Genomic DNA, 17,117 nt, shown 5'->3' on the forward strand with positions numbered 1-17,117 from the left:
CGTGTCCGGGTCACCGGACGGTGAAGTCGGCTGCCTCGGTGTCCAAGGTCGTGGTGCCGTCCTGCGCGATGGCCAGGACGGCGACGTGCCAGGCACCGCGCGGGGACGACTCGGCGTCGGCACCGGTGACTTCGGCGGTGTAGGCGCAGCGCACGGTGTCCTGCCCGGAGGGCTTGCAGACGGCCGGCTCCGCGGCGGCCATGTCCTCGGCGGTCAGCCCCTTCTCGGCGAAGGACGAGCGCTGCGGCCAGGCCAGCACCTTCACGTTCTTGACACCGGAGGACGCCGTGACGTCGGTGACGAAGACCAGCGAGCCGTCGCGGTCCCCTTCGGGAGCGGAGTAGCGGGCAGTCTGCTCCTCGGCCTGGGCGAGAGCGAGGGCACCGGCACCGCCAAGGAGAACGACACCGGTGACCACGGACAGAGCAACACGTCGGGACATGGGAATCTCCGTAACCGTCTCACCACTGGATCGGATCAAGCCGAGCTGAGTGATGAGAAGGAAAGGGCTCAGTCCCTGGGGTGTCGCGGGAGGTGTGCCGGCTGAGGCCTCGCCGTCTCATGCCTTGGTCACTGCCGTCATCGGTGACTCGATCAGCTGGGTGGCGACCGAGTTCAGCACCACCGCGAGGGCCCGCGACCGCTGCACGAGCCTCCGGTAAAGCAACGCCGCACATACGCTCAACCCGAACCACCACAGCCAACTCGCGCGCAGCGCCGGCGTGGTGACAAGCACGGCCGCCGACAAAAACATGTTGATGCGGATGGACGCCTCCGCAAGCAGCCGATCGTCACCGGCCCGGTTTCGGCCGCTGCTCGCCCAGTTGTCCGCGAACTCCCCCGGAAGTGTCCGTGATCGGTAACGGACGCATCCCGTGGCCGCCGCCCCTCGTCCTGCCAAGTGGTCGGAAGACGACCAGGGATCGGCGAGGAACTGCGGGAAAGCGGGGCGGACATGGCACGGCACGGCGGCGGGCGGGGCTGGTACGGCAAGGTGGTCGGGGCGGCGCTCGGGGTGACGGTACTGGCCGCCGGTGCCTCGGTGTGGACCGCGCAGGCCGGTGCCGTGGGCGGCCCGTCGCCTCGGACGGCCGCGTCGGCCACGCCGGGCATCGACGCCAATCCAGTGGAGGTGACCATCGCGCACGCCTCGGACAAGGGGGAGCGTGGCGTCAACATCACCATCGACGACGGCCCCGACCCCGTGTGGACCCCTCAGGTGCTCGACGTGCTGCGGGAGTACGGCGTGAAAGCCACGTTCTGCATGGTGGGGACACAGGCGCAGGCCCACCCGGACCTCGTGAAGAAGGTGGTCGCGGCCGGGCACCGGCTGTGCGACCACACGGTGTCGCACGACACCACCATGGACACCAAGTCCCAGGCCTACCAGTCGCAGCAGATACTCGACGCCGAACGCATGATCACCGAGGCGTCCGGGGGCGTACGGCCGATGTACTACCGGGCGCCCGGCGGGGCCTTCACCCCCTACAGCCGCAAGCTGGCGGCCACCCGGGGCATGCGCCCGCTGGGCTGGAACGTGGACTCCAAGGACTTCGAGCGGCCGGGCACGGACGCCATCGTCGCCACCGTCGAGCGGGAGGTGCCCAACGGGCCGACGCTCCTCTTCCACGACGCGGGCGGCGACCGCTCCCAGACCGTCGAGACCCTGCGCCGGATCCTCCCCTGGCTCAAAGAGCAGGGCTACTCCTGCGGCTTCCCGATGCGCTGAGCCCCGGCCCTGGCCGGCCGCGGCGTTCGAGGTCGGTGCAGCCGGAGGCAGCGGCGTAGATCATCGCGGCCGACAGGTGCAGGCGGACCCTGAGGAACGGCCGGTAAGCCCGTAGGCACTCGTTCTCTCGTTCGCCTGACTGGTCGCCACAGGTGACCTTCGCTGCCGCAAGGCCGATACTGCCGGTAGGAGCGCTCCGGCTTCCCCGTGTCCGCCCGTCCGAGTCTCCTGATGCCCCGTCAGCAAAGTCAGCACCAAGTCAGCGCCAGTACCGCCGTACACCGCTTTCGACCGCCACGGACCGCCAAGATCAACAACAGCCCGTATGCGCCCTGACCGGCAAAAGCGCAGGTCACGGCCACACTTGTTAAGATCACCAGGAGGTACCCATGAGGATGCTCATCAACGTCGCCGAGACCGTGGTGGCGGACGCGCTGCGCGGTATGGCGGCGGCTCACCCGGAGCTGACGGTCGACGTGGAGAACCGGGTGATCGTGCGGCGGGACGCGCCCGTGGCGGGGAAGGTCGCCCTGGTCTCCGGTGGCGGATCGGGGCACGAGCCGCTGCACGGCGGGTTCGTCGGGCCCGGGATGCTCTCGGCGGCCTGTCCGGGGGAGGTCTTCACCTCACCGGTGCCGGACCAGATGCTGCGGGCGGCGGCGGCCGTGGACAGCGGGGCGGGCGTGCTGTTCATCGTGAAGAACTACACCGGCGACGTACTCAACTTCGACATGGCGGCCGAACTCGCCGAGGACGAGGGCATCCAGATCGCGAAGGTGCTGGTCAACGATGACGTTGCGGTGACGGACAGCCTGTTCACGGCCGGGCGGCGCGGCACCGGCGCGACCCTGTTCGTGGAGAAGATCGCGGGCGCCGCGGCCGACGAGGGGCAACCGCTGGAGCGGGTGGAGTCGATCGGCCGGCAGGTCAACGAGAACTCCCGCAGCTTCGGCGTCGCGCTGAGTGCCTGCACCACCCCGGCCAAGGGCAGCCCCACCTTCGATCTGCCGGCCGGCGAGCTGGAGCTCGGCATCGGCATCCACGGCGAGCCGGGCCGGGAGCGGCGGCCGATGATGACCTCGGGTGAGATCGCCGACTTCGCGGTGCACGCGATCCTGGAGGACATGAGCCCGCGCAATCCTGTGCTGCTGCTGGTCAACGGCATGGGCGCGACCCCGCTGCTGGAGCTGTACGGCTTCAACGCCGAGGTGCACCGGGTGCTCGCCGAGCGCGGTGTGGCCGTCGCCCGCAGTCTGGTGGGCAACTACGTCACCTCCCTGGACATGGCCGGCGCCTCGGTCACCCTGTGCCAGATCGACGAGGAACTGCTGCGGCTGTGGGACGCGCCGGTGAGCACACCGGGCCTGCGCTGGGGCCGGTGAGTCGGCGAACCCATCGACCGTACCTACCACGCAAGGGAGATCCAGTGCTCGACGCCGACTTCTTCCGCCGCTGGATGACGGCGACCGCCGCGTCCGTGGCCCGTGAGGCGGAATGGCTCACCGCCCTCGACTCGCCCATCGGGGACGCCGACCACGGCAGCAATCTTCAGCGCGGGTTCACGGCCGTGCGGGCCGCGCTGGAGAAGGAGGCTCCGCAGACGCCGGGCGCGATCCTGGTCCTCGCCGGGCGGCAGCTGATCTCGACGGTCGGCGGCGCGTCGGGGCCGCTGTACGGGACGCTGCTGCGGCGTACCGGCAAGGCGCTCGGGGACGCCGCCGAGGTGAGCGAGAAGCAGCTCGCCGAGGCGCTGCGGGCCGGGGTGGACGGGGTCATGACGCTGGGCGGGGCCGCGCCGGGCGACAAGACCATGATCGACGCACTGGTTCCGGCGGTGGACGCGCTCGGTGACGGTTTCGCGGCGGCCCGCGCCGCCGCCGAGGCGGGTGCCGGGGCGACCACACCCCTGCTGGCCCGGAAGGGCCGGGCGAGCTATCTGGGTGAGCGCAGCATCGGGCACCAGGACCCGGGGGCCACCTCGTCCGCCCTGCTGATCGCGGCACTGGCCGACGCCGCCGCGGCGGAGGTGTGACGTGAGCGGCGAGAAGGTGGTCGGGATCGTGCTGGTGTCGCACAGCGCCGAGGTGGCGTCCTCGGTGGTCGAGCTGGCGAGAGGGCTGGCGGGCGGGGCGGCGGGCGTTCCGGTGGCCGCGGCCGGCGGCCGGGAGGACGGCGGGCTGGGCACCAGTGCGGAACTGGTCTCCGCCGCGGCGGCGTCCGTGGACCGGGGTGCCGGGGTCGCCGTGCTGACCGACCTCGGCAGCGCGGTGCTCACCGTGAAGGCGCTGCTCGCCGAGGGTGACGAACTGCCCGAAAACACACGGCTGCTGGACGCCCCGTTCGTCGAGGGCGCGGTCGCCGCGGTGGTCACGGCGGCGGCGGGAGCCGACCTGGACGCCGTGGAGGCGGCGGCCTCGGAGGCGTACGGCTACCGGAAGGTGTGAGGAGCGTCCGGGGCGGCACGGGGCGGAAGGCGCGGGTCGTCCGCCTGTGCCGTAGCCGTCCCGCCGTTCACCAGTCGGCGTGCCAGCCGCTCGCCGGTGGCCACGGCGGCCGCGTGGTCCTCGATGGAGCTGATCCGGGAGTGCTCGAAGACGATGTAGGTCACGCCGGAGCGGACCCCGCCGCCGTTGGGGTCGGCGGGGATGCCGAGGCGCAGGGCGGTGGCGTAGGAGGCCTCGCCGATGATCTCGCGTGGCCCGATGTCGCCGACGACCGCGTACTGCACGCGGTCCCGGTAGACGACGGCCGCGACCGATCCCCCGCCCACGTCGTGGGCGCGGTGGTCCCAGATGCCGCTCGGGGCGGGCAGGACGACGTACGGCAGCCGTGCGGCGTCCAGGCGGTGGCCGTTGGACTGCTCGTAGGCCGCGGTCGGGGAGAACTGCCGGTCGGTGCGGCGGTTGCAGCGGACGGTGGGCCGTCCGTCGCAGTCGATGTCCATGTCGGCCTTCCAGAAGACGGCGCCCGGCAGCCCGCACACCGGGACGGTGGCTGGCCGCCCGGCGTCGAGGCGGTAGCGGCCGCGGGAGACTCGTGTGCAGTCACGCACCCTGGCCAGCAGGTCGGCGGCCTGGACAGCGCGCTCGCCGCGCGCCGCGGGATCCGCCCGGGTGCGCGCCGCGGGCTCCCCCCGGATGCGGTACGCGTACGGCACGGTCGGGGTCGGGAGCGTCGTGGGAGCGAGCAGGGCGGCACTCGCCGCAACGAGCGTCAGCGACTGGGCACGCACCATGGGGCCCCTCTCCTCGGGGACATTGGCAGGCATTCACCCCAAAGGGGGGTGAATTGCGGAGAAAACGGTCGCGCGGCCCACGTTAGGGGAACGGACGGCGCATGACCCGCACCACCCATCGGACGGCCGGGGACCTGGATCCATGCCGAACCGGCCCCCGGGCCGCCCGTGACGACGCGGGAGGCAGCGACGACAGCTGCCCGCGCCACGGCATGAACTCCCCTGCTGTACAGGGTGGTTCAGCCCGGAAGGAACTTCAGCATACGTAACGCCCCGCGACTCCCGCCAACCGCGGCCCCCTTGATGCGCTCCCGTCAACGCGCCATATTGGTCCGGACCATTGTCCGTGCGGCGTCCGGGCCGTCCACGCCGCCGTTCCCGGGAGGCAGACCCGTGCGACGCGTTCCCGCTCCCGCTTCCCGCCGCCTCCGCGCGCCCGGGCGTGTCGTGGTGCTGTGCGGCGCGCTGGCGCTGCTCGCCGCCTGCGGCCGGAGTGTCGCGGACGACGGGGAGGGCGGCCGGCTGCCCGGCGCGCCGACCGGCGTCACCGCCGCCGCGGGGAGCGCCACCAGCGTGCACGTGATGTGGAACGGGCTGCCCGCGGCCTCGGACATCGGCGGGTACGAGGTGTACCGCGGCACCACGAAAGTGAAGGCCGTACCGGCTCGGGAGCACATGGTGGACGTCACCCGGCTCAGCCCGTCGACCACGTATGTCTTCACCGTACGGGCGCGGGGCACCGACGGCCGGCTCGGCCCGCGCAGCCGGTCTGTGCGTGCGACGACACCGGCCGCCGCCCCGGCCGACCACTCGGCTCCCAGCCGCCCGCTCGACGTGCGCGGCCGGGCGGTGGGCAGCCGGGCCGTCCAACTGTCCTGGTCCGGCTCGACGGACGACCGGGGCGTGGTGTCCTACGACGTCTACCAGGGCGGAACGAAGATCCACAGTGTCGGCGGCAGCCAGACCGCCGCGGTGGTCACCGGCCTGCGGCCGGGCACCTCCTACGCGTTCACCGTGCGGGCCCGCGACGCGGCCGACAACCTCTCCCCCGCCGGCGCCACCGTCCGGCTCACCACCGCGCCGGGCTCCGACGACGGCCGGGCCACCGCACCGTCCCCCTTCCGCGCCACCACCCACCGGGTGAACGGGGCGTACTACCTCGATCTGAGCTGGGTGCCGCCGCGCACCGACGGTGTGGTGACGCAGTACCAGATCCAGCTGGACGGACAGCCGGCCACGTCACTCGTCTGGGGCGGCACGGCACCGCGCGAGAAGGCCTCGTACAGCTTCTACCTGGGGCGTGAGGCCGGGGTCGGCCACCGGGTGCGGATCCGGGCGATGCTCCCGGACGGCACCTGGGGCGGCTTCTCACCCGAGCGCTCGGTGACGACCGGGAAGCCGTGAGACCCGTCCGGGCGGCGACGCACGGGCCAGCCCCGGGACCCGTTCGGGCAGCGACGAACGGGCAGCCCCAAGACCCGTCCGGGCGGTGACGACCGGCGAGCCCGGAGCACCCGACCACGCGGTGACGACTGGCAGCTCCAAGCACCCGACAGCGCGATAACCACCGGCCGGCCCGAAGCACCCGACCGGGCGTCGACCGGCCGGGCGGCGCCCACCCGTACGGACGCGCCCCGCATGCGGGCGGCCGCCGCGGGACGTTGGCTGGCCCCGAGGCGGCACGGGCGAATCCCCTATCTCCGGCGGCACATGGGATGGTCCGCCGACCGTGCCGCCGGAGGACAGTCCCATGAGCCACACTCAGCCACCCTCTCCTTCCGCAGCCGTCGCCGCGACGGTCGCCGTACTCGCACTCGGTCTCGCCGCCGGCCCAGCCGACGCCGCCGGTACCGGGATATCCGTCACCGCCAACGGCTCGACAGTGTCCGTGACGACCAGCGTGTGCAGCCAGGTCAGCGGCCGTTGGGGCACGGCCTCGCTGCTCACCCCGGGCCAGACGAACTTCACGCAGGGGCGCCAAGTGGCGCTCACCGGGACGGCCGGCGGCCAGTCCGCCGCCTGGCAGAGCGTGAGCCCGGGCACCTACACCGTGGCCGTCGTCTGCGCGAACAACATCATGGCGGGCACGCAGACCATCGCCGTCACCGGCGGCCGCGCCACCGCGACGGCCGCTCCCAAGTCCCGGCAGACGTACGCCCCGAATGCCGTGCCCACGTACGCGCCGAATGTCGGACCGTACGCGCCGAATGTCGGACCTTACGCGCCGAACATCGCGCCCACGGCCGTGCCGACCCGGGGTGTGCTGGGCGGCGTGGGCGGGGGCGTCAAGGACTACGGTCCCCTCACGCTCGCGGTCGGCGGGACCCTGGTCGGGGCGGCCGTGCTCGCCACCGGGTGGGTGCTGCGCCGCCGTTCGAAGCTGTCCCGGTTCTGACCGCCCCTCCCGGCCGCGCCCGTTCCGACCACCCCACCGAGGCCGACCGTCCTCACTCCGGGCCCTGGCCCGGCAGTTCGGTGAACTCCTCCAGCGCGTGCCGGAACCACTGCGTCCAAAAGGTCTCCAGGTCGATACCGGCCCGCAGGACCAGGTGCCGCAACCGGTCCTCGGGACTGTCCTTGCCGGGCGGGAAGTCGCGCTCCTCGATCTCCCGGTACTCCGCCAACTGCCGCTCGTGCAGTTCCAGATGGCGCCCGAGGTCGGCCCGAAGGCCCGCGGTGCCCACCACGGCCGCGGCGCGCAGCCGCAGCAGCAGGGCGTCGCGGTGCCGCTTCGGCTCCTGGGAGGCGGCGGTCCAGCGGGCCAGTTCCGCGCGGCCCGCCGGCAGTACCTCGTAGTCCTTCTTCTGCCCGCGGGCCGGCTCCTTCGCCGGCAGGCCGCGGATGAGGCCGTCGGCCTCCAGTCTTCCCAGCTCGCGATAGATCTGCTGATGCGTCGCCGACCAGAAGTAACCGATCGACTTGTCGAAGCGGCGCGTCAGCTCGAGCCCCGACGACGGCTTTTCGAGCAGGGCGGTGAGGATCGCGTGCGGAAGTGACATGGGGATCATCCTAGGAACAGGAGGCGCACCCGCCCCGGCTCGGCGGGGCCGCTACCGGTTGCCTCCTACAGGGCCGCCGCCAGTTCCGTGCCCTGCTTGATGGCGCGCTTGGCGTCGAGTTCGACGGCCTCGTCCGCGCCGCCGATCAGGTGCGCGCGGCGCCCGGCGGCGACCAGTTCCTCGTACAGGTCGCGTCGCGGCTCCTGCCCGGTGCACAGCACGATCGTGTCCACCTCCAGGACCGTGCTCGTGCCGTCGACGGTGATGTGCAGGCCCCGGTCGTCGATCCGGTCGTAGCGCACACCGGGCACCATGGTGACCCCGCGGTGCCTGAGTTCGGTGCGGTGGATCCAGCCGGTCGTCCTACCCAGGCCGGCGCCGACCTTGGTGGTCCTGCGCTGGAGCAGGTGCACCGTGCGCGGCGGCGCGGGCCGCTGCGACGCGGTGAGTCCGCCGGGCGCGCGCTGGTCCATGTCGACTCCCCAGAGCCGGAAGTACGCTGCCGGGTCCTCGCTCGCCTTGTCACCGCCGTCGGTGAGGTACTCGGCCACGTCGAAGCCGATGCCACCGGCGCCGAGGATCGCCACCCGGTCGCCGACGGGTGCGCCGTCGCGCAGTACGTCGAGGTAGCCGAGGACGCTCGGGTGGCCGACGCCGGGGATGTCGGGGGTGCGCGGGGTGACGCCGGTGGCGACGACGGTCTCGTCGTAGTCCGCGAGATCGCCCGCGCTCACCCGGGTGTTCAGCCGTACGTCCACGCCGTGTGCGTCGAGCTGGTGGCGGAAGTAGCGCAGCGTCTCGCCGAACTCCTGCTTGCCGGGGATCTTGCGGGCCACGTTGAGCTGTCCGCCGATCTCGCCCGCCGCGTCGAACAGGGTGACCAGGTGGCCGCGTTCGGCGGCCGAGACCGCGCAGGCGAGCCCGGCGGGTCCGGCGCCGACCACGGCGACCCGCTTGCGCCGCCGGGTCGGGGACAGGACCAGCTCGGTCTCGTGGCAGGCGCGCGGGTTGACCAGACAGGAGGTGATCTGCCCGCTGAAGGTGTGGTCGAGGCAGGCCTGGTTGCAGCCGATGCAGGTGTTGATGGCCTCGGGGCGGCCGGCGGCGGCCTTGGCGACGAAGTCGGGGTCGGCGAGCATCGGACGGGCCACGGAGACCATGTCGGCGTACCCGTCGGCGAGCAACTGCTCAGCGACTTCAGGGGTGTTGATGCGGTTGGTGGTGATGAGAGGGATGGAGACCCGGCCCATCAGCTTCTTGGTCGCGAACGCGTAGGCGCCGCGCGGTACGGAGGTGGCGATGGTGGGGATACGGGCCTCGTGCCAGCCGATGCCGGTGTTGATGAGGGTCGCCCCGGCGGCCTCGACGGCCCCGGCGAGCGTGACGACCTCGCCCAGGGTCGAGCCGTCGGGCACGAGATCCAGCATCGACAGCCGGTAGATGATGACGAAGTCCTCGCCGACGGCCTCGCGCACCCGGCGCACGATCTCGACCGGGAAGCGCATCCGGTTCTCGTAGGAGCCGCCCCAGCGGTCGGTACGGTGGTTGGTCCGCGCGGCGATGAACTCGTTGACGAGGTAGCCCTCGGAGCCCATGATCTCGACGCCGTCGTAGCCGGCCCGGCGGGCGAGGCGGGCGGTGCGGGTGTAGTCGTCGATGGTCCGCTCGACGTCGGCGTCGGTGAGCTCGCGGGGCACGAACGGGCTGATGGGAGCCTTGAGGGGGCTGGGGGCGACCAGGTCGCGGTGGCAGGCGTAGCGGCCGAAGTGCAGGATCTGGAGGGCGATCCGGCCGCCCTCGCGGTGCACGGCGGCGGTGACGGTCGCGTGCCGCTCGGCCTCCTGCTCGGTGGTGAGCTTCGCGCCGCCCTCGTACGGCCGCCCTTCCTCGTTGGGGGCGATGCCGCCGGTGACGATGAGCCCCACTCCGCCGCGGGCCCGGGCGGCGTAGAACTCCGCCATCCGCTCGAAGCCACGGTCGGCCTCCTCCAGGCCGACGTGCATCGAGCCCATGAGGACGCGGTTCGGCAGCGTGGTGAAGCCCAGATCGAGCGGGCGCAGCAGATGGGGGTAACGGCTCATGTCCGTAGTTGTAGAGGACCCCGGGGGTTTATGCAACTAGTTGCATAAACCCCCCGGGGCCTCCTCGGCGGCCGGCGTCAGCGGCTTTCCAGACGGACGTGGAGTTCGCGCTCCTGATCACCGGAGGCCATGCACAGGTCCTGGACGGTGAACAGGGAGTCCAGGGTGGTGCGGAAACGGTCGATCGCCCAGTAGCCGCCCTGCACGTCGGCCGTGACGGACGCATCGAGCCGGCTGGGCCCGCGGTCCGCCCCATGTTCCTCGGCCACGTCGAACGTGCCGAGCCATACGGTCGGGCGCACCTCGTCGTAGTCGCGGGGCACGTCGTCCGCGCACCGATCGGAGGAGAAGCAGGCACACAGTGCGTCGAACACGGTCCGGGCGTCTTCCTTGCTGCATCCGCTCAGCTCCACCGAGACGGATTCGGGGTGCACCGGCTCGCTCACCATCACGATCACTCCTCTCGTGGCCGGGGTACCGCACGAAGTTCCCTCCGCGCGGCCATCCACTCGCAAAAACCAGCAAAGCACCGTTTCCCGGCAGAACACCACCGCCGCCTGCCGCCTGCCTGCTCACCTGCCTGCCCGCCTGCCCGGGCATCGCTCCTTCCGGCCGATTCGGCACGAAGGAGCCCTTGCGGTGGGGGATGGTGGAGGGAAGCAACGGGCCGCCTCGGAGACGGGCGCGGGCGCGGTACGGCAGAGGCGCCGGCACCGGGGCGGCGGGCCGCGCGGACGGGCGAAGGCGGTGCGTGGGATGACTGCTTCCGGGACTCCCTCGGCCGAGGGCGAGGAGCCGGCGGTCCGTCCGGCACGGCCGAGCGGACTGCTCGACGTGCTGGGCGTCGCCTCGGTGGTCCTCGACACCCAGGGACGCATCGTGCTGTGGAGCCCGCAGGCCGCGGAGCTCTTCGGCTACTCGGCGCAGGAGGCGCTGGGGCGGTACGCGGCCCGGCTCATGGTCCACGAGCAGCACCTCGACCTGGTGGTCGGGCTGTTCTCGGACGTGCCCGGTCGTGCGGGGGCGGTGCCGTCCGACGCCGGATCGGGCATCCCAGGGCGCGCCTTCCGATCGCCACGGCGGCAGCATCGTGCCGCGTAGGCTTGCGCGTGGTGGTGGTCAGCGGTTTCTGCCAGTGCTGGGCACCCCAGCGGCTGGTGTAGGCCGGGTCGACCGCGACAACGGTGACGCCCAGCTCGGCCGCCATCGACACCAGCCGCGCCCGCAGCCTGGCGGTCGGCATCCCGGAGATCAGCTTCCGGAACCGCTTGCGTCTGCCGTGTTTCTCCCGGGTCTTCTCCGCGGCAAAGTCCAGGCCTCGATCGCAAGGGCCAGACCGTGCCGCGCCGTCCAGTGCAGCAGACGGATCAGGGCATGCCGGACCTGTGCGTCGCGGTGCTGTGCGCTACCGGTCAGCTGGTAGTCGAAGCGGCGGGGTTTGCCGACGGGGTTGCCGTGCCCGTCCAGGCGCCAGGCGGCCAGGTGGTCGACGTTCATGTCCACCCCGACCAGCCCACCCGCACGAGCAGTCTCCAATGGCACGGTCCGCACGGGCGGCTTCTGCCAGCAGGCGGTCACGTACCAGCGGTCTCGGTCGGTGTCGTAGTGGATGCGGTAGGCCACCGCACGGTTCACGGCGATGCGGTCGCACTCTTCTTCCCGGTGGCGGAAGCGAACACGGCCGGCGAGCACGTACCGGCCGTGCGGCGCGTTCGCCAGCCCAGCCAGGGCGGCCGGAAGCTTGATGCTCACCCCACCGCCGGGGGTGATGCGGATCGTCTCGTTGCCGTACCGCTTGCCGGACTCGCCATCGGCCTGCAGGAACCACCTCTCGGCCTCCCAGCTCGCCAGCCGACGGGCGCAGAAGCCCGGCAGGCCACCGACGGGCAGCCCAGCCTGCACGGCTGGGCGCCGCGGCCTGGCGGCCCACCGGGCCGGGCGGCGCCGAGGTCGCGTGGCGCGGTCAGTGCTTGGTGCCTGTCACGACGTTTGCGCTGAGGTCTTCCGATACGGCCAGGTGGGTGATCAGGCCGGCTCGGGTGAAGGTGTCGAGGGCTTGTGGGGCCTGGTGTTCGCTGGTCTCGACGAGGAGGCAGCCGCCGGGGGCGAGCCAGTCGGGGGCCTCGGCGGTGACACGGCGCAGGACGTCGAGGCCGTCGGCGCCACCGTCCAGGGCGACCAGCGGTTCGTGGTCGCGGGCCTCGGACGGCAGGAGGCCGACCTCACCCGTGGGGACGTAGGGCACGTTGGCGGCGAGGATGTCGACACGGCCCCGCAGACTGCCGGGGAGCGCGTCGAACAGGTCCCCCTCGTGCACCGTGCCGCCTCTGGGGACGACGTTGCGCCGGGCGCAGCGCACTGCGGCCGGGTCGATGTCGGCGGCGTGCAGTTCCACCGGACCGAGCGTGGCGGCCAGCGCCACGCCCACCGCGCCCGAGCCGCAGCACAGGTCCACGACGACGGACGCCTCCGGGGACCGGGCCAGCGCCTGGTCGACCAGGAACTCGGTACGGCGTCGCGGTACGAAGACACCCGGCTCCACGGCGATCCGCAGACCGTGGAACCCGGCCCAGCCGAGGACCTGTTCGAGGGGGAATCCGGCGACGCGCCGCTCCACCAGGGCGGCGAGTTCCCGCGGTGTGCGCGCGCCGGTGAGGATCAGTTCCGCCTCCTCCTCGGCGAACACGCAGCCGGCGGCGCGCAGCGCGGCGACCACCCCGGCACGCGGAGAACCGGCAGGCGGGGAAGCGGAAGAAGCGGAAGAAGGAGACGAGGGAGGGAGTTCGGGCATGGAATGCCGAGGCCTTTCGGGAGCCGAAGAGGGCGCTCCCGCGGTCACCTACCGACGGTGATCCGCGCCGTCGCGAGGGGAGAGCACCCGACCTGACACAGCGGTAATGGGTCTCACCTCCTCGGCTTCCTGCGACCGGGACCCTCCACGGCCGCAGGTCACCCTACCCCAACGCTCGGACACCGGCCCCCTCTTCGCCCTCTGCGGCAGCCGGCCCGCATCACCCCAGGTCAGTTGTAGTATGCAACCGGAAGAGCAGGGGAGGCATTCAGTGACCGCAGCGACAGAACCGGACGAGAGCGCCGTCACGCGGCGGACGCCCGCCGGGGACACGGCCGTCGAGACCATCCACCACGAGATGACGGTCTTCGCCCGCCGGGCCCGGGCCTCGGCGGGACGCATGCACCCCGAGCTGTCGCTGGTGTCGTACACGCTGCTCGGGCATCTGGAGGAGAGCGGCGGCTGCCGGGCCACCGACCTGGCCGCCCACTACGCGCTGGACAAGTCCACCGTCAGCCGGCAGGTGTCCGCCCTGGAACGCGCCGGCCTCGTCGAGCGCCGTACCGACCCCGGCGACCACCGCGTCCAGGTGCTCCACCTGACGGCCGCCGGCCGGCGCATCCTCGCCCGGGTCACCGAGAGCCGCCGTGCGGCCTTCCGCGAGCGCCTGGCCGGCTGGCCGGAGGACGACCTCGAACGCTTCGCGGGCTACCTGACCCGCTACAACGCCTGGCACGGCCGCGACGAGGACGGCGCCTGACGCGTCCGCAGGCAGCCCCCGGAACCGCATCGGGATCGAACGCCTGGACTGACGGCGGGCCGCACCGGGGCCGTACGGTGTCACCTCCACAGTCTCTTCGCGAAGGCGGTTGTTGATGGCCCTGTTCGACCTTCCCCCCGACGAGCTCCGCGAGTACCGCAGTTCGTCCGTCGAGCCCGAGGACTTCGACGCGTTCTGGTCCAAGACGCTCCAGGAGGCCCGCGAGCACGACCTGGACGCCCGGTTCGACCTGGTGGACGCGGGACTGGCGACGGTGAAGGTGTACGACGTGACCTTCGCCGGCTTCGGCGGGCACCCGGTCAAGGGCTGGCTGACGCTGCCCGCGCGGGTCGACGCGCCGCTGCCGCTGGTCGTGGAGTTCGTCGGCTACGGCGGCGGGCGCGGCCTGCCGCACGAACACCTGCTGTGGGCGTCGACGGGCCGCGCGCACTTCGTGATGGACACACGCGGGCAGGGCAGCGCCTGGGGCGGCGGGGGCGGCACCCCCGACCCGGTCGGCGGCGCTCCGGCGTACCCCGGCTTCATGACCCGCGGTCTGGACGCGCCGGAGAACTACTACTACCGCCGCGTGTTCACCGACGCGGTGCGGGCGGTCGAGGCGGCGCGCTCGCACCCGCTGACCGACGCGGGGCGGACCGTGGCGATCGGCGAGAGCCAGGGCGGCGGCATCACGATCGCAGTGGGAGGTCTGGTGCCGGACCTGGTCGCGATCGCGCCGGACGTGCCGTTCCTGTGCGACTACCCGCGCGGGACCACGCTGACCGACCGCCACCCGTACCGCGAGATCGGCCTCTACCTCAAGACCCACCGGGGCCGCACCGAGGACGCCCTGCGCACGCTGTCGTACTTCGACGGCGTGCACTTCGCCGCCCGCGGCCGGGCGCCCGCGTTCTTCTCGGCGGCCCTGGAGGACCAGACCTGCCCGCCCTCCACGGTGTACGCCGCGTTCAACGCCTGGGCGCACGAGGACAAGCGGATCGAGGTGTACGACTTCAACGACCACGAGGGCGGCGGCCCCTACCAGGAGGCGGCCAAGCTCCGCTGGCTGCGGTCGTACGCCTGACGCACCGGGGCGGCCCTGAAACGCCGAGCCCGGCAGCCGCTGGTGGGCGGCTGCCGGGCTCGGGTGTTGCACGCACCGGGTGTGTGGGCGCGGGACGGCTACTTGATGTAGACGAGGCCGTCCGTCGTGATGGTGGGGCGGCCGGAGGTGCCGACCACGACGATCTTGACGGTGTGCTTGGCACTGCTGGACCAGGTCTTGGTCCAGATGGCCTGCCGGTACTGCGTCGCGGAGGACTTCAGGTCCACCGTGGCGACCTTGGTGCCGTCGACGTAGACGTAGGCCTGGCCGGACGTCGAGGCGCGGGAGACCACCCAGGCGGCGGAGCGGCCGGTGAAGGTCCAGGTGAGACTGGCGCCCTTGGAGCCGCTGGAGTACGACTTGCCGCCGAGGTAGCTGCTCGACGAGCGGGTGGTCCAGCTGCCGGACTTGACGGCGGAGCTCTCCTGGAGGATCAGGGGCGTGTACGACGGGGACGAGGTGCGGGAGTTGCCGGCGTAGTCGTTGGCGCGCATCGACCAGGTGGAGGCGGTGCCGGACTTGGTGGTGCGGCTGGAGCTGGTGGTGGTCGGGCCGAAGGTGGCCGTGGTCGGGGACAGCAGTTCCACGGAGCGCAGGGCCGTGTCGTCCGTTGCCTTCCAGCTGAGCGTGACCGGTACGGCGGTGGTGTTGACGGTGCCGCCGCGCAGGGCGAGCTTCGGCGTGGTGGTGAAGGTCGGGGCGGTCGTCTCCGCCGCGACGTTCATCGCGGCGGTGGTCGTGGTCTTCCCGGACTGGTGCACGGCCCGCACGGCGACGGTGTGCTTGCCCGCGGCCAGCGTAGCGGCGGCGGAAGTGGCGGTGCCGGACGCAGTGGCGACCGCATTGCCGTCCACCAGCAGTTGGAAGTTCTTGATGAGCGAGGTCGGCGTCGTGGCCGACCACTTCACGGTGATGCCGCCCTTGGTGTAATACGTCGAGCCCGAGAGGGTCGCGCCGGTGACCGAGGCGACCTTCAGGCCCTGCACCGGACCGGCCGCCCAGGCGCGGATGGTCGGCAACTGGGCGTACAGGGAATTGCCGGGGCACTCGGTGGCGTAGCCGTCGCGGTGGCCGGAGATCCGGTTGAAGGTGTACTTGTTGCCCGCGACGAAGCTGGTGTGGGAGTAGTTCGCCTGGCTGGCGCCGGCGGTGAGCTGGACGGTCCCGGCGGGGTCGGCGCCGTACTGGCCGAGCTTCCAGGCCGCGATACGGGCGACCGAGGCCAGCGCGGCGTTGGAGGCGCCGGTGGTGGTGTAGGTACCGAGCACCGCGATGCCCGTGGACTCCCGGTTCGAGCCGTAGGTGTGGGCGCCGAGCACCGGCTGGTCGACACCGCCCTTACGGCCCTCGAAGATCGTGCCGCACTTGTCGACCAGGAAGTTGTAGCCGACGTCGTTCCAGGCCTCCTCGATCACCTTGCCATTCGCGTCCTTCTTGGGGCTCGTGTGGTACAGGTAAATGCTGCGCACCTGTGCCGCCGACTGGTCGCACGTGTAGTCGACCGCCGTGTCCGTGTGGTGCACGAACACGGCCTTCACATCGTCGTTGTACTCCGACGGGTCGGGGCTGCGCGACTCGTCGGCGCCCCAGCCGGCACGCGAGACGATCGGCGGTTGCGGCACCGTGGACGGCCGCGCCGGCGGCGTGGTCGGCGCGGTGGGCGTGGTGGCCGACGGGCTCGCGGACGTGCTCGCCGAATCCGAGGGCGATGCCGGGGCCGACGCACTGTTCGTCGGCACGGCGCTGGTGCTGTCGCTCGGGGAGACGGAGTCGGTGGGCGACGCGCTCGTCTCGGCGACGGTCCCCGCCACGTACGCGGCCGGCTCGGCCTTTGTCTCGGCCTCCGTCACCACACCGGGGTCGACGAGGCTCACCGAGAGCCCCTTGGGCAGGTTGGAGCTGGTGGTGCCGTTCTTGCGGACGACCTGTACCTGGACGCCGTCGGAGGGGCCGACCCACAGCGGCTCGGACGCGCCGCGCGTGGTGGCCCTTTCCTTCGGGTCCTCCAACGGGTCGGCGTTCACCTCAAGGTCCCGCCAGGCGCTCCACTCGCCGCTCTTCAGGCTGTGGGTGCGCACCTGAGCCGTACCGTGGAGCCGCTTGGTGGCACTGTCCCAGGTGACACCGAGCAGCGAGAACTGCTTGGTGTCCGTCTGCGGCAGCTCCGCCTTGCCGGTCTCGGCGCCCTTCAGCGTCAGGTCGTAGACCTTCGGCGACCGCTTGGCCTGGCCCGTGGCGCCGTGGTCGCCCGAAGGGCTGGCGACGGCATACGTCACGATGCCCCCGCCCCCGAGGACGACGGCACCGAGCGTCAACCACGCCCGTCTCTTCATACTCAGCGGTCGGTACGCATGCGACGTACGACGGCTCACGGCGAATACACCCCCACAGGGCCCGAAACGGCCCGAAGAAGAAAG

16 protein-coding genes and 2 pseudogenes are annotated in these 17,117 nt (G+C 72.1%); 9 read left to right on the top strand and 9 right to left on the bottom strand.

What is annotated here, in order from left to right; genetic code table 11:
* Positions 1–10: 10 nt before the first annotated feature.
* Together ABZ818_RS04975 and ABZ818_RS04980 are read right to left on the bottom strand one after the other, a co-directional pair.
* Entirely contained in the window at positions 11–442 is a 432-nt protein-coding gene (locus ABZ818_RS04975) for a DUF5707 domain-containing protein (RefSeq protein WP_361410909.1), read from the bottom strand.
* A 117-nt stretch (positions 443–559) separates the two neighbouring features.
* Entirely contained in the window at positions 560–748 is a 189-nt protein-coding gene (locus tag ABZ818_RS04980; protein WP_361410912.1) for a hypothetical protein, read from the bottom strand.
* 207 nt (positions 749–955) lie between these two features.
* Between ABZ818_RS04980 and ABZ818_RS04985 the strand changes: the two genes are divergently transcribed.
* The 4 genes from ABZ818_RS04985 (at position 956) to ABZ818_RS05000 (ending at position 4,173) form a co-directional block, all read left to right on the top strand.
* Complete coding sequence (locus tag ABZ818_RS04985) at positions 956–1,729, top strand: polysaccharide deacetylase family protein (RefSeq protein ID WP_361410915.1); 774 nt, start codon at positions 956–958, stop codon at positions 1,727–1,729.
* A 389-nt stretch (positions 1,730–2,118) separates the two neighbouring features.
* A complete protein-coding gene (gene dhaK / locus ABZ818_RS04990; RefSeq protein ID WP_361410917.1) occupies positions 2,119–3,111 on the top strand; it encodes a dihydroxyacetone kinase subunit DhaK in 993 nt (330 codons plus the stop codon).
* 44 nt (positions 3,112–3,155) lie between these two features.
* Positions 3,156–3,761: a dihydroxyacetone kinase subunit DhaL gene (gene dhaL / locus ABZ818_RS04995; protein WP_361410920.1), complete on the top strand. Its 606-nt coding sequence runs from the start codon at positions 3,156–3,158 to the stop codon at positions 3,759–3,761.
* Between the two features lies 1 nt (position 3,762).
* A complete protein-coding gene (locus ABZ818_RS05000; protein ID WP_361410923.1) occupies positions 3,763–4,173 on the top strand; it encodes a PTS fructose transporter subunit IIA in 411 nt (136 codons plus the stop codon).
* Here the strand turns inward: ABZ818_RS05000 and ABZ818_RS05005 are convergent.
* Positions 4,158–4,961 (bottom strand): glycoside hydrolase family 75 protein, encoded by an 804-nt coding sequence (locus ABZ818_RS05005; protein ID WP_361411184.1) that lies wholly within the window; start codon positions 4,959–4,961, stop codon positions 4,158–4,160. The genes ABZ818_RS05000 and ABZ818_RS05005 overlap by 16 nt on opposite strands.
* Positions 4,962–5,357: 396 nt before the next feature.
* On the opposite strand from ABZ818_RS05005, the gene ABZ818_RS05010 reads away from it, so the two are divergent.
* Complete coding sequence (locus ABZ818_RS05010; protein ID WP_361410925.1) at positions 5,358–6,368, top strand: fibronectin type III domain-containing protein; 1,011 nt, start codon at positions 5,358–5,360, stop codon at positions 6,366–6,368.
* A 346-nt stretch (positions 6,369–6,714) separates the two neighbouring features.
* The gene (locus ABZ818_RS05015; RefSeq protein ID WP_361410928.1) at positions 6,715–7,359 is read left to right on the top strand and encodes a hypothetical protein; all 645 of its coding nucleotides are present in this window, start codon (positions 6,715–6,717) and stop codon (positions 7,357–7,359) included.
* Between the two features lie 52 nt (positions 7,360–7,411).
* On the opposite strand, the gene ABZ818_RS05020 is transcribed toward ABZ818_RS05015, so the two are convergent.
* The 3 genes from ABZ818_RS05020 to ABZ818_RS05030 form a co-directional block, all read right to left on the bottom strand.
* Positions 7,412–7,963: a PadR family transcriptional regulator gene (locus tag ABZ818_RS05020; protein ID WP_361410930.1), complete on the bottom strand. Its 552-nt coding sequence runs from the start codon at positions 7,961–7,963 to the stop codon at positions 7,412–7,414.
* 65 nt (positions 7,964–8,028) lie between these two features.
* A complete protein-coding gene (locus ABZ818_RS05025) occupies positions 8,029–10,044 on the bottom strand; it encodes an NADPH-dependent 2,4-dienoyl-CoA reductase (protein ID WP_361410933.1) in 2,016 nt (671 codons plus the stop codon).
* A gap of 77 nt (positions 10,045–10,121) precedes the next feature.
* Entirely contained in the window at positions 10,122–10,493 is a 372-nt protein-coding gene (locus ABZ818_RS05030; RefSeq protein WP_361410936.1) for a hypothetical protein, read from the bottom strand.
* Positions 10,494–10,800: 307 nt separating this feature from the next.
* On the opposite strand from ABZ818_RS05030, the pseudogene ABZ818_RS05035 reads away from it, so the two are divergent.
* Positions 10,801–11,052 (top strand): annotated as a pseudogene (locus tag ABZ818_RS05035) (PAS domain-containing protein); the annotation flags it as partial.
* On the opposite strand, the pseudogene ABZ818_RS05040 reads toward ABZ818_RS05035, so the two are convergent.
* A pseudogene (locus ABZ818_RS05040) lies at positions 11,051–11,886 on the bottom strand (IS200/IS605 family accessory protein TnpB-related protein); the annotation flags it as partial. The pseudogenes ABZ818_RS05035 and ABZ818_RS05040 sit on opposite strands and share 2 nt — an antisense overlap.
* Before the next feature lie 121 nt (positions 11,887–12,007).
* Positions 12,008–12,835: a putative protein N(5)-glutamine methyltransferase gene (locus ABZ818_RS05045; protein WP_361410939.1), complete on the bottom strand. Its 828-nt coding sequence runs from the start codon at positions 12,833–12,835 to the stop codon at positions 12,008–12,010.
* Between the two features lie 358 nt (positions 12,836–13,193).
* Between ABZ818_RS05045 and ABZ818_RS05050 the strand changes: the two genes are divergently transcribed.
* Together ABZ818_RS05050 and ABZ818_RS05055 are read left to right on the top strand one after the other, a co-directional pair.
* Positions 13,194–13,595 carry a MarR family winged helix-turn-helix transcriptional regulator gene (locus ABZ818_RS05050; RefSeq protein ID WP_361411186.1) on the top strand — a complete coding sequence of 134 codons (402 nt, stop codon included), beginning with the start codon at positions 13,194–13,196 and terminating at the stop codon, positions 13,593–13,595.
* A gap of 115 nt (positions 13,596–13,710) precedes the next feature.
* Positions 13,711–14,679, top strand: a complete 969-nt coding sequence (locus ABZ818_RS05055) for an acetylxylan esterase (RefSeq protein ID WP_361410942.1) — start codon at positions 13,711–13,713, stop codon at positions 14,677–14,679.
* A gap of 98 nt (positions 14,680–14,777) precedes the next feature.
* Here the strand turns inward: ABZ818_RS05055 and ABZ818_RS05060 are convergent, their stop codons facing one another.
* Entirely contained in the window at positions 14,778–17,033 is a 2,256-nt protein-coding gene (locus ABZ818_RS05060) for a peptidoglycan recognition protein (protein ID WP_361410944.1), read from the bottom strand.
* Positions 17,034–17,117 lie beyond the last annotated feature (84 nt).

This window comes from Streptomyces sp. NPDC047453 (assembly GCF_040643155.1).
Lineage (GTDB): Bacteria > Actinomycetota > Actinomycetes > Streptomycetales > Streptomycetaceae > Streptomyces.